Below are 12,517 nucleotides of genomic sequence, written 5' to 3' on the forward strand. Positions count from 1 at the left end.
CTGCGGAAACGCGGGGTCCGTTCAGGCTGTTGCGTTGAGATTGAAAATCAACCAAAGAGTTTTTCGAGCGCGTTTCGAGCAATTCCCACCGGTTCCATAGGAGTAAACTTGCCCCACTGCAAATCCTCGAAAGGACCGGCATGAAAGAACTCTCCAACCGCACGGCAACATTTACCGATTCGGTCATCCGCCGCATGACACGCATCTCCAATAAGTACGATGCCGTCAACCTGTCGCAGGGCTTCCCCGACTTCGATCCTCCGGCGCAGCTGCTCAACAGCCTGAGCACCATCGCCGCCGACCCCAAGCCGCTCTATCACCAGTACTCCATCACCTGGGGCTCCCAGGCCATGCGCGAGGCGCTCGCCGCCAAACAGGAGCACTTTATGGGCATGCCGATCGACCCCAACCAGAATATCGTGGTCACCTGCGGCTCCACCGAGGCCATGATGGCCGCCATGATGACGGTCACGAACCCCGGCGACAAGGTCGTCATCTTCTCGCCATTCTACGAGAACTACGGCGCCGACACGATCCTTTCGGGTGCCGAGCCCATCTATGTGCCGCTCAACCCGCCCACATTCGACTTTGACCGCGAGGCGCTCGAGGCTGCCTTCCGCGACAACGACCCCAAGGCCATCGTCCTGTGCAACCCCTCCAACCCCTGCGGCAAGGTCTTTACGCGCGAAGAGCTCACCTTTATCGCCGACCTGTGCAAAAAGTACGACGCGTACTGCATCACCGACGAAGTCTACGAGCACATCGTCTACGCGCCCCATGAGCACGTCTACATGGCCACGCTGCCCGGCATGTTCGAGCGAACCATCAGCTGCAGCTCGCTGTCTAAGACGTACTCCATCACCGGCTGGCGTCTGGGCTACACCATCGCCCCGGCCCAGATCACCGAGCGCATCAAGAAGGTCCACGACTTTCTCACCGTGGGTGCCGCCGCTCCCCTGCAGGAAGCCGTTGTCACCGCCCTCAACTTCGACGACAGCTATTACGATGAGGTCCTCGACCTCTACACCGCCAAACGCGACTTGTTCTGCCAGGGGCTCGATAGCATCGGTCTTGAGCATAACGTGCCGCAGGGCGCCTACTACGTCATGATGGACATCTCTGAGTTTGGCTATGACAGCGACCTCGAATTCTGCGAGGACCTCGCATCCAAGGTGGGCGTGGGCGCCGTGCCCGGCTCGAGCTTCTTCCGCGAGCCCGTCAACCATCTGATTCGTTTCCACTTTGCCAAGCGGGACGAGACGCTTAACGCGGCACTGGAGAACCTCAAGTCGCTACGTGATAAAATCAAGCCGCGCGGGTAAGGACGGCCCGGCAACTAAAGCAACCAAAGAAGCCCCGCACCGCCCGCCACGTTGCGAGGCTTCTATTTATAGCGCTTTCTTAAATGGTTTAGAGCCCTATACTTTAGTCACGGAGCAACTCGTCCCAGAGAGAGGAATACTATGGCAGAACAGCAGCTTATCGGAGCGCTCGAGGCCGGCGGCACCAAGATGGTCTGCGCCACGGGCTATGCAGACGGTACGGTCCTGGAGCGTGAGCAGATCGCGACCACGACCCCGCAGGAGACCGTTGAGGCCGTCAATGCATGGTTTGCCGACAAGGGCATCGCCGCGCTGGGCATCGGCGCCTTTGGCCCCACCGCAGTCAACCCTGCCTCGCCCCAATACGGCAAGATCCTGGAGACGCCCAAAACGGCATGGCGCTACTTTGACCTGCTGGGCACTATCCAAAACGAGCTCAATATCCCCTGCGGCTACGACACCGACGTCAACGTCGCCTGCCTGGGCGAGGTCACCTTTGGTTGCGCCCAGGGCCTCACTGACGTTGTGTATCTGACCATCGGCACCGGCGTGGGCGCCGGCGTGCTCTCGGGCGGTAAGCTCGTACACGGCATGATGCATCCCGAGGCCGGCCACATCCTGGTCACGCGCGACCCGCGCGACACCATTGGCGAGCACAGCGCCTGCCCCTTCCACGACAATTGCCTCGAGGGTCTCATCGCCGGCCCCGGCGTTAAAAAGCGCTGGGATGGCAAGAGCGCCGGAGACATGGCCGATGACCCGGAGGCCATGGACCTGCTCGCAGGCTATCTGGCACAGGCGCTCATGACCTACACGCTGTGCTACGCGCCGCAAAAGATCATCATCGGTGGCGGCGTGGCCGACCACACCCCCATCGTGCCGCTCGCGCGCAAGAAGTGCGCCGAGATGCTCAACGGTTATATCGTCACGCCCGAGGTCAACGACATCGATACCTATATTGTCAACAACAGCCTTGAGGGCAAGCAGGGCATCATGGGCTGCCTGGCCCTGGGCGCGCAGGCGCTTCAGTAACAGACGCACCCACAGGGCGTGGCGCGCCCGGCAAATCCAACCTACGGAACGACGCCACCACGCCCTATATAAGCCCTCTAATAAAAAAGGCCGCCTAGCACCAAGCATACGTCCTAGGCGGCCTTTTTGGCACATATGAGCGATCGTAGTAGATATCGGAGCACAACGCCCGTTGCCGCTCCACAGCAGTCGATCATCACATCGGTGATCATGCCGGCGCGTCCCGGCACAAAGAGCTGAATCGTCTCGTCGATCGAAGGAATCAGCAGCAGGAACACCGCCGTGGGCAGCAGCACGTCAAAGGTGCGCCGGCCCTCAAAATCAAAGGCGTGCGTTGCCAAGATGCCGAGCACCATATACTCGGTAAAATGCGCGCACTTGCGAACAACAAAGTTGGTCACCCATTCATATGGAAGTCCCACGCCGTACAGGAAACCGCGGATAGCTTCCATGACCGTTAGGCTCAGCGAGCCCGACCCCGAGCCGGGAACCAGCGAATTGCCCCAGATCAAGAGCGCCATCAGGCAGGTCACGACCGCCCATTTTCGATTGATCTTAACCATGCAGAAGTTATGCCTCCGCGCGGAGCGGCGCGAAGCTGGCGGTACCGCCCTCGATAACGCTCAGGTAGGCACGGCCCGTACGCTTGGCGGTAGAGGACTGCAGGCGCTCGATCTCCTCCTCGAGGATCTGATTGACGCGCTCGTGACGACGGTTTTCCATAATGCCGGCGGCAATAGCCTCGGCCCGCTCGATGCTCTCGCGCGAGATACGGGCAGTATCCTCGGGGAACACAGCGCTGTGACGGCCGACATAGGCGGGGGCAGCAGGCTGAGGGGCAGCGACGGGAGCGGGGGCTGCAACAGGAGCAGGCTCGTCAATCTCATCCAGAATCGCGGTGGCGGCGGCCCACATGTCCTCGTGGCCCGAGTAATCAGCCATGGGGACATCAACCTCGAGCGAGGCGTCCGGAAGGTCGCCGGTGTCGATGCGATCTTGGGCATCAATCGATGCGGTGATGGCTGCAGGCTCATCGAGGTCATCGAGATCGATGTCCGCGGCACCGGAGATGATAGGCATGCTGGCGAGGTTTGCGTTGTACGGCGCAGCCTCAGCCGCCTGCTGCTGGGCAGGAGCGCCCCAAAGCGAGCTTTCGGCGGCACGGCGGGCGGCAACGGCCTCCTCGTCCGCGGCCATGGCTTCATCAACGTACGAATTGTCGGCAGAAGCGTTCGCGTCCGCCGAGGTAGCGCTGTAGGCGTTATTGGCTGCCGCGTTGGCGACGAGCGCCACGAAAGCCGCCGTGCTGCCCGCAGGGGCGGCCTGGGAGCCAGACACGGCGCGTGCCGCGGCGGCGATGTCGTCGCGATTGAAGGAGCCGGTCTGCCCGCCGTTGGTGAGCTCGTCGATGGCGACTTGATAGACGTCGCGCGAGTGTGCAGGGTCGCAGCTCACCGGCGAATCGTCGTCGAGCATACTGTCGATCATGGACCAAGCCTCGTCCTCGTCCATAGCATCTGCGGCTCGAGCGATGGTGGGGACACCATCATCGGCATGACGGCGCTGGAACGCACCAGTCAGGCCGGAAAGGAATGCCGAGGTAGACTGCTCCGCCTGAGCCTGAGAAGCGGAAGCCGCAGCGTAAGGAGTCGCATCCTGCTGCTGAGCTGGAATCGAGGCGGTCTTGAACTCGCTTTGATGCTGATTGAGATTGGCGGCACCGCCCATGGCATCGGGCTGGAACAGACGCTCTTCACGCTGCGCACGATACTCGGAGATACCCAGCGAGGCGGCATAGATGCCCACGCCCGCCACCGCGCCCACGGCGAAGGGAACCGCACCCGCCACGACTGTCTCGTTCACAGACGAAAACGGCAGCGTCGCGGCATACATAACCACGGGAGCGGCAAGGCCGATCCCGCACGAAAGTCCGGCAAGGACTGCTCGTTGTGTTGCATCAGAAGAAGCCATGAGCTCTCCCCATCTTCCAGCACCCAAATCGCATCATTCAGTTGGCTGCGCGAGAGAAGATGAAGCGGGGCTATGCCCCAAAGCAACGGTATATGGTTCGTTTCATCTGCGTTATCCGTCGCGAAGCTTAAAAGCTATTATGCGAAACCGCCCTGTCGATTGCAAGCGACGATGTCGGATTGAAACGGGAAACCTGCTGCTTGCCAGTCTTATGGTCAAAAATAAGCGCGGAGCGGCGATATAGAAAAGGGCCGAGGCTCAAAGCCCCGACCCTTTATTGCATTGATGACTATCGCTGCGTGTGGATGACAACCTAGAACGTCTGCTCGTAGTCGCTGTGCTTTTTGGCCGAACGCACCAGGAACTCCTGGTTGGTGTTGGTGCCCTTAAGACCCTTGATAAACGACGCAGCTGCGCGCTCGGTGTTGTTCATGCCGGCAAGAATGCGACGCAGGCCAAAGACAAACGGACGCATCTGCTCGTCAACCAACAGGTCCTCGTTACGCGTACCGGAGGCAACGGGGTCGATAGCCGGGAAGATGCGGCGGTCGGCCAGGTCGCGGTCGAGCTTGAGCTCCATGTTGCCGGTGCCCTTGAACTCCTCAAAGATGACCTCGTCCATCTTGGAGCCGGTGTCGATGAGGGCAGAGGCCAGGATGGTGAGCGAGCCACCGTTCTCGATATTGCGGGCTGCGCCCAGGAAGCGCTTGGGCGGATATAGTGCCGCCGAATCGACGCCGCCCGAAAGGATGCGGCCTGAGGCGGGCGCCGCCAAGTTGTAGGCGCGGGCAAGACGCGTGATGGAGTCGAGCACCACCACGACATCGCCGCCCAGCTCCACGATGCGCTTGGCGCGCTCGATGACGAGCTCTGCCACACGAGTGTGGTTGTCGGCGGGCATATCGAAGGTCGACGCCACAACCTCGCCCTTGATGGAACGCTGCATATCGGTAACCTCTTCGGGGCGCTCGTCGACGAGCAGGCAGATGAGGTGCACCTCGGGGTTGTTAATCGAGATAGACTGGCAGATCTTCTTGAGGATCGTGGTCTTGCCGGCCTTGGGCGGGGACACGATCAGGCCACGCTGACCCTTGCCAATCGGCGACACGATGTCGATGGCGCGACCGGTAATGGAGTCCTTGCCGTGCTCCATGCGCAGCGGCTCGTTGGGATAGACCGGGGTGAGGTCACCAAACTTGGGACGGTTGCGAATCTGCTCGGGGTCTAGACCGTTGACGGTCGTGATTTTGGCGAGGCCGGCGCGCTTGTCGCCGCCGCGCGAAGGACGCAGCGAGCCCTCGATGACGTCGCCCGTGCGCAGACGCGCGGAGCGGATGAGGTAGGCGGGCACGAAGGCGTCGTCGTTGGACTTCATGTAGCCATGGGCATGGATGATACCGGAGCTGTCCGGACGAATCTGCAGGATGCCCTTGATGTCGCGGAAGCCCTCGGCCTTCGCGGCGGTGACGTAGATCTCCTCGACGAGCTCGGCTTTCTTCTTGCCGGTCGTCTCGATCTCGAACTCCTTGGCCTTCTCGCGCAGCTCGGCGACCTTCATGGCCGCGAGCTCCTCGCGCGAAAGCGTGGGCTCGGTGGGAGCGGCATTACGCTCCTTGTTGCGCTGCTTGCGATCGCGCTGACGGTTGCGGCGGTCGTTGTTGCGCTCGTCCTTGCGCTCGTTGCGCTCGTCGTTACGCTTATGCTGGCGACGGTTGGGGCGAGCGCCGTCTTCGGCCTCGGCGGGCGCGGCGCCATCGGTTGCGGCGGCATCGGCGTTAGCCGCAGTATCATCGCTGGTCTCGGCCTTGGAATCGCCCTGCAGCTCGGCCTCGGCCTGCTGCTCGGACGCCCTGGCCTTAGCGGACTTCTTACGACCGCGCTTGGGCTTCTCAGACGCAGGCTGTTCGACGTCCTGGGGCTCGGCGGCATCAGTCGATGCATCGACGGTCGTCTCGGCGGAATCCTCGGACGCACCCTTCTTGGCAGCCTTGGCCTTGGACGTGCGCTTAGCAGCAGTACGACGGCTGCGACCGGGACGGACGTCGGCGGGCTCGGCATCGGCAGAAACGGCCTCGGAAGTCGTAGCATCCTGGACGGGCGCGTCGGCAGCGGTTGCAGACTCGGCGATCGCCGCAGCATCCCGAGCGGCGGCGGCTGCGGCTGCGGCCTTCTCGGCCTCGACGAAGGCCTTGGGCTTGCGACCGCGACGGTGCGGGCGCAAAGCCGGATCGACAACGGGAACTTCGCTGGCCTCGACAGGCGCAGCGGGCTCAACAGGCGATGTGCCCTCCCCTGCCGCGGAACGGACCGAAGCCTCAGTGAGCTCGGGGGTTACCTGATCGGCAACCTGCTCGGCCTTAGCAGCCGTGCGACGGCGTGTGCGCGGTACCGGCTTCTCGGTCGGCTGGTCGGCGACAGGGGTCTCGGTGGCGGCAGGCGTCTCGGGCACAGACGGAGCTGCAAGCTCGGTCAGAGCCGCGGCCTCGCGCTCGGCAGCACGACGGCGGGCGCGCACCACCTGAGCCTCGCTAATCTGCGCCAACGCACGTGCCTGCGCGACCTCATCGGAAATCGGCGCCGAGGAGTCAGCTGCAACGGTGCGCTTGACGCGCGTCGTGCGCGTGGTACGGCGCTTGGGCTTGGTGACCTCCTCGCCGTCAGCAGCAGACTTGGCCGTGCGGCGCGTACGCTTGGGCTTTGCCGAAGCAGCCTCCTCACCAGTTGCAGGCACGGCCTTCTCAGCCGCTGAAGGCGTAGGCGTCGAAGCAGCCTTAGGCGTCTCAGGAGCCGAGGCTTGCGCGGGCGCCGCGACCTGGTCCAACGCAACCGGTGCAGCGGGAGCGGCTTGCGTCGTCGTTATTTCGTTTTCTTGCTGTTGATCAGACACAGTGTTTGCTCAACTTTCTTTTCAAGCCCTGTGATCACATGCTCCCTGCATAAACCTTCAGGGCGGCTAAACAGTCTAGCTCCGTCAAATACCGACGGACATCATTGATCTGTATCGAGATATTTGCGTCATATACGCTGCGTTAGTGTAACACAACCGCAACCACCTGCAACTTAGTCATTGAGGACGTTCTTAAACGACTAGTCAAAAGGGACAATCTTTGGTTTAACACCCACAAATCTGACTGCCTCCGCCAAAACTGTGGCGGTTTACTACGATGAATCGCTCAACCGCGATCACTCCGAAACTTGTTGAACTAAAACCGCAGGTAGATGCCTTGCACTTTTTTGCGAAAAGCCGGCGTAGTTGGAATTTCTCATTTCATCGTAGTAAACCGGCATAGTTTCGTATTTCCAGCAGTTCCAAATTCGTCAATACGTCGGCGTTTGCAAAAAGCCCGACCTCCGTGGGAGATCGGGCTTTCAAGGCTTAGTTAAACCAAGTCTGTACGGTCAAATGACCCGTAGCTTACATCTGCTCGGGCGCGGAAACGCCAACGAGGGTGAGCACCAGGGCGAGCGTCACACGGACGGCATCGCAAGCGGCCAGACGGGCACGCGAAAGCTCGGGGTCGACGGGACGGCCCTCGCTCGGCAGCACCTGACAGGCAGCGTAGAAGCTGTGGAAGTCGCCGGCGAGTTCCTCAGCAAAGTGCGTCAGACGGAACGGGGCGCGGTCGCGAGCGCAGCTGGCGATGAGGTCGGTGAGCTCGTTGAGCTTGCGCGAAAGGGCGAGCTCGGTCGGGTCGGTCAGCAGCGAGTAATCGACGTTCTCACCGATGGCCTTGGCGGCGACGGCCTTCATGCCCATCTCGTCAGCCTGCTCGGGCGTAACGTCAGCGGCACGGCGCAGGATGGAGCACACGCGGGCGTGAGCGTACTGCACGTAGTACACCGGGTTGGAGTTGTCGCGCTTCTTGACGGCCTCAATATCGAAGTCGACCATCTGGTTGGAGCTCTTGGAGATGAGGGTGTAACGGGCAGCGTCGGAGCCGACCTCGTCGACGAGCTCCTGCAGGGTCACCATGGTGCCCTTACGCTTGGACATACGGACGGGCTTGCCGTTGCGCAGCAGGTTGACGAGCTGGCCCAGCAGAACCTCAAACTTGCCGGGGTAACCCAAGGCATCGCAGACGCAGCGGACGCGCTCGATGTAGCCGTGGTGGTCGGCGCCCCAGATGTCGATGACGTGGTCGACGCGCTGGAACTTATCCCAGTGATAGGCAACGTCGGAGGCGAAGTAGGTGTACTCGCCATCGGACTTGATCAGAACGCGGTCCTTGTCATCGCCCAGGTCGGTGGAGCGGAACCACAGGGCGCCGTCCTTGGTGTAGAGGTAGCCCATCTTGTCGAGCTTCTCAAAAGCGCGGTCGACGGCGGAGGTGCCGGCGGTCTCGCCCTCGGTGTCCTTCACATACAGCGAGCGCTCGGAGAACCAACGATCGAAGTCGCAGTTGACGGCATGGCAAAGGTCGCGCATGTTGTCGACCATCTTTACATAGCCGCGCTCGCGGAAGCTCTCCATGCGCTCCTGCGGATCGGCGTTGACCCACTTATCGCCGTCGGTGCGCCAGAACTCGGCGGCCTCGTCGATGATGTAGTCGCCGCCGTAGGAGTCCTTGCCTAGGGTCTCGGCAAAGTTGTCCTGATACGGATGGGTCTCGGGATGCTCGTCGCTCTCGTCGGCAACAAAGGCGTCGCGGTCGGCGATCAGCAGCTTGTGAGCCTCGTCGATATCCACGCCCTGCTTGGCGATGATGTCGGCAAGCTGCATATAGCGCGTGCTGATGGAGTTGCCGAAGGTGTTCATCTGAGAGCCGTGGTCGTTGATGTAGAACTCACGCTGGATGTCGTAACCGGCGTGATCCATAACGCGGCAGAGCGAGTCGCCCAGCGCGGCCCAGCGGCCGTGGCCGATGTGCATGGGGCCGACGGGGTTGGCGGAAACGAACTCGACCTGGGTCTTCAGGCCACCACCGACGTTGGACTTAGCGAAGTCTATACCCTTCTCGCGAGCCTCGCCAAAGATGGCATTCTTGACGGCAACGGAGAGGTAGAAGTTGATGAAGCCGGGGCCTGCGATCTCGACCTTCTCGATCGCGGGGTCCTCGGGCATATGGGCAACGATGGCCTCGGCGATCTTGCGCGGGGCGCAGTGGGCCAGCTTGGCGGACTTCAGGGCCATGGTAGAGGTCCACTCGCCATGAGAAGTGTCAGCCGGTCGCTCGATAGCGCAATCGTCAAGTTCAAATGCGGAAAGGTCGCCGGCCTCCTGGGCCGCAGCAAGCGCAGCGCGTACCAGCTCTTCAATCTTCTCGGGCATAGATCCTCCTTGTGTTAAAGCCCCCGAGCTCTTGGTCACTCGTAGGGCAAAAGCCAGAGTTTGTAGCACTCTATCACAAGCGACGGGCACTGTCGCAGGGTAAAGCTAATAGATATTGCATATGCACAAAAATGACTACAGCTTGTATGGAGTCACTCAAAGATGCCGGTCTGCCTGCAGATTATGCAGGCGTTGAAAATGCATAAAGGCGTGAATGAGCTGCGTCTGTTATCGAATACTCTTACCTATCAGAGTTGTGTGCTTTTCCTGCATAAAGTACGGGTTTGCGCACGTCAGCGTGTTATTCTAGACATACGTAAATTCGTATAAGTTGGAGGTAGCATGTTCTCAATCGGTCAACACGTCATTCATCCGGGTCAGGGAGTCTGCACCGTCGTCGGTTTTAGGGACGATACACCGCAGCCCATGCTACTGCTCGAGACCAAGCAGGGACATGCGCAGACGATCCTCATGTACCCCGTGGCGCAGGCCGACCGTTTGCACGCCGCCATCTCGCAGCAAGATGCCGAGCACCTGCTGAGCCACTATGACGAGCTGGAGTGCGACACCTTTACCGAGCGCAACAGCTCACTTGAGGAGACGCACTTTAAGCAGCAGCTCAAGCTGGGCGCGCCCGAGACGGTTCGCGTGGCAAAAACCATGATGCACCGTATTCGCCAGGCCGAGGAAGCAGATAAAAAGCCCAGCTCCTACTACATGCGCGTACTCAAGGAAGCCAAGCGCCGCTCCATCGAGGAGTTCGCCGTGGCCCTGGGCGTCACCGAGGAGGACGCCGAAGCTCGCCTAGCCCAAGCCGCCCTCAACTAACCCATCCGCGCCAAAAACCACCACAAAGGGGACAGGCACCTTTGTGGTGGTTTTCTTGTTCTAGTAGTATTCATTCTTATCGATACCCACGAGCACAAGGAGTCTCTTATGGCAGAGCCGCTTACCGCCGGAATCACCCGCGACCGTGCGTTCGAACTGCTCAACGAGCACAACAAAGATCCGTTCCACATCATCCACGGCGAGACGGTCGAGGGCACTATGCGCTACTTTGCGCGCGAGTTCGACCCCGAGAACGAGGAGTTTTGGGGCATCGTCGGTCTGCTGCACGACCTGGATTGGGAGGAGCATGAGGACGACCCCATGAACCACACCATCTATGCTGCCGAGATTCTTGAGGGTGAAGGTGCGTCTCCCGAGCTCATTCGCGCCATCCAGACGCACACGTCCGACTTCAACACCTCGCTGCCCAAGCCCGAGCTGCAGATGGAAAAGATCCTGTTTGCCTGCGATGAGCTCACCGGCCTGATCGGCGCTGCAGTCATCATGCGCCCGAGCAAGAGCGTTATGGACTTTACGACCAAGTCGCTCAAGAAGAAGTTCAAGGACAAGCGCTTTGCCGCCGGCTGCTCGCGCGACGTGATTTCGCAGGGCGCCGAGATGTTGGGCTGGGAGCTCCCCGAGCTCTTTGACCGCACCATCGCGGCCATGCAGTCCTTCGCCCCCGACCGCGATACCTTCCAGGCCTAACCGCCCACGCCACCTAAAACCACCACAAAGGGGACAGGCACCTTTGTGGTGGTTTTTGTTTGCACGGGCGTTAGGGGCGGACCTGGCCGGTGCCGCGGAGCTTGTATTTGTAGGTGGTGAGGGCCTCGGCGGCAAAGGGGCCACGGGCGTGGAGTTTTTGGGTCGAGATGCCGATCTCGGCGCCCAGGCCAAACTCGCCGCCGTCGGTGAAGCGCGTGCTGGCGTTGGCGTACACGGCCGAGGCATCGACCGCATCGAGGAAGCGCTCGCAAGCATCCGTGTCCTCGGCAACGATGGCCTCGGAGTGCATCGTGCCGTAGCGGTTGATGTGTGCGATGGCCTCGTCCTCGCTCGCCACGACCTTCACGCTCATCTCGAGCGCCAGATACTCGCGACCCCAGTCCTCCTCAGTCGCGGCAACGTAGTCATCACCCTCGGCAAGCCCGGCATCGGCGCATGCGGCGCAGGTTGCCTCGTCGCCGTGAATGAGCACGCCGTGGTCATGCAGCACGGTCACGACCGCGGGCAAAAACGCATCGGCCACAGCACGGTCGACCAACAGCGACTCGGCGGCATTGCACACGCCTACGCGCTGGGTCTTGGCATTGACGATAATGTTGAGCGCCTTATCAAAGTCGGCGGATTCATGCACGTAGATGTGGCAGTTGCCCGTGCCCGTCTCGATCACCGGCACAAGCGACTCGCGCACGCAGCGCTGGATCAGGCCTGCACCGCCGCGCGGAATGAGTACGTCGACGATACCGCGGAGCTTCATGAGCTCGCCAGTAGCTTCGCGGTCGGTGGACTCGATCATCGACACGGCCTCGCGCGGGAAGCCCTTGGCCTCGAGCGCATCGGCCAGCAGCTCGGCGATCATGGCACACGAGTGATAGGCCAGCGAGCCGCCGCGTAGAATGCAGGCGTTGCCGGTACGGATGCAGATGCCTGCGGCGTCGGCCGTCACGTTGGGGCGCGCCTCGTAGACCATGGCGACCAGGCCCAACGGCACGCTCACGCGGGTCAGGTCCACACCGCTCGCAAGCACGCGGTGGTCGAGCACGCGGCCGACGGGATCGGGCAGCTCGGCGAGCTTCTCCAAACCGGCGGCCATGCCCTCGACGCGCTCAGGCGTCAGCAGCAGACGGTCGAGCAGACCGGCCGAAGTGCCCGCATCGCGCGCGGCGGACATATCGAGCTCGTTGGCGGCGACGATGGAGTCGACACCGTTGCGCAGTGCTGCGGCCATGGCGCGCACGGCCTCCTGACGCTGCTCATCGCTCGCCGTGGCAAGCGAGGCCGACGCTGCCTTGGCGGCAACGGCAAGATCGTGGACATACGTGGCTATATCGACCGACATGGGCGGCCCTTTCTCCTAGAAGTTTGCAAC

9 protein-coding genes are annotated in these 12,517 nt (G+C 61.6%); 4 read left to right on the forward strand and 5 right to left on the reverse strand.

The genetic code is table 11. The annotated features are described in order from the left end of the window. The first annotated feature begins 140 nt into the window (after nucleotides 1-140). Together JMJ97_RS05370 and JMJ97_RS05375 are read left to right on the forward strand one after the other, a co-directional pair. The gene (locus JMJ97_RS05370) at nucleotides 141-1,322 is read left to right on the forward strand and encodes a pyridoxal phosphate-dependent aminotransferase (RefSeq protein WP_006235487.1); all 1,182 of its coding nucleotides are present in this window, start codon (nucleotides 141-143) and stop codon (nucleotides 1,320-1,322) included. 141 nt (nucleotides 1,323-1,463) lie between these two features. Beyond that, complete coding sequence (locus JMJ97_RS05375; protein ID WP_022094812.1) at nucleotides 1,464-2,354, forward strand: ROK family protein; 891 nt, start codon at nucleotides 1,464-1,466, stop codon at nucleotides 2,352-2,354. A 113-nt stretch (nucleotides 2,355-2,467) separates the two neighbouring features. Here the strand turns inward: JMJ97_RS05375 and JMJ97_RS05380 are convergent, their stop codons facing one another. From JMJ97_RS05380 to argS, 4 genes are all read right to left on the reverse strand, one after another. Continuing rightward, nucleotides 2,468-2,917 (reverse strand): VanZ family protein, encoded by a 450-nt coding sequence (locus JMJ97_RS05380; RefSeq protein ID WP_260699411.1) that lies wholly within the window; start codon nucleotides 2,915-2,917, stop codon nucleotides 2,468-2,470. Between the two features lie 7 nt (nucleotides 2,918-2,924). After that, complete coding sequence (locus tag JMJ97_RS05385) at nucleotides 2,925-4,325, reverse strand: hypothetical protein (protein ID WP_260699412.1); 1,401 nt, start codon at nucleotides 4,323-4,325, stop codon at nucleotides 2,925-2,927. A gap of 313 nt (nucleotides 4,326-4,638) precedes the next feature. Further along, nucleotides 4,639-7,212 (reverse strand): transcription termination factor Rho, encoded by a 2,574-nt coding sequence (gene rho / locus JMJ97_RS05390; protein WP_260699413.1) that lies wholly within the window; start codon nucleotides 7,210-7,212, stop codon nucleotides 4,639-4,641. 528 nt (nucleotides 7,213-7,740) lie between these two features. Further along, complete coding sequence (gene argS / locus JMJ97_RS05395) at nucleotides 7,741-9,594, reverse strand: arginine--tRNA ligase (RefSeq protein WP_260699414.1); 1,854 nt, start codon at nucleotides 9,592-9,594, stop codon at nucleotides 7,741-7,743. A gap of 342 nt (nucleotides 9,595-9,936) precedes the next feature. On the opposite strand from argS, the gene JMJ97_RS05400 reads away from it, so the two are divergent. Continuing rightward, nucleotides 9,937-10,422: a CarD family transcriptional regulator gene (locus JMJ97_RS05400; protein ID WP_022094807.1), complete on the forward strand. Its 486-nt coding sequence runs from the start codon at nucleotides 9,937-9,939 to the stop codon at nucleotides 10,420-10,422. 108 nt (nucleotides 10,423-10,530) lie between these two features. Further along, a complete protein-coding gene (locus tag JMJ97_RS05405) occupies nucleotides 10,531-11,130 on the forward strand; it encodes an HD domain-containing protein (RefSeq protein WP_260699415.1) in 600 nt (199 codons plus the stop codon). Nucleotides 11,131-11,200: 70 nt separating this feature from the next. Here the strand turns inward: JMJ97_RS05405 and JMJ97_RS05410 are convergent, their stop codons facing one another. After that, the gene (locus JMJ97_RS05410) at nucleotides 11,201-12,487 is read right to left on the reverse strand and encodes a glutamate-5-semialdehyde dehydrogenase (protein WP_260699416.1); all 1,287 of its coding nucleotides are present in this window, start codon (nucleotides 12,485-12,487) and stop codon (nucleotides 11,201-11,203) included. Between the last annotated feature and the right edge of the window lie 30 nt (nucleotides 12,488-12,517).

Source organism: Collinsella aerofaciens (assembly GCF_025289055.1).
Lineage (GTDB): Bacteria > Actinomycetota > Coriobacteriia > Coriobacteriales > Coriobacteriaceae > Collinsella.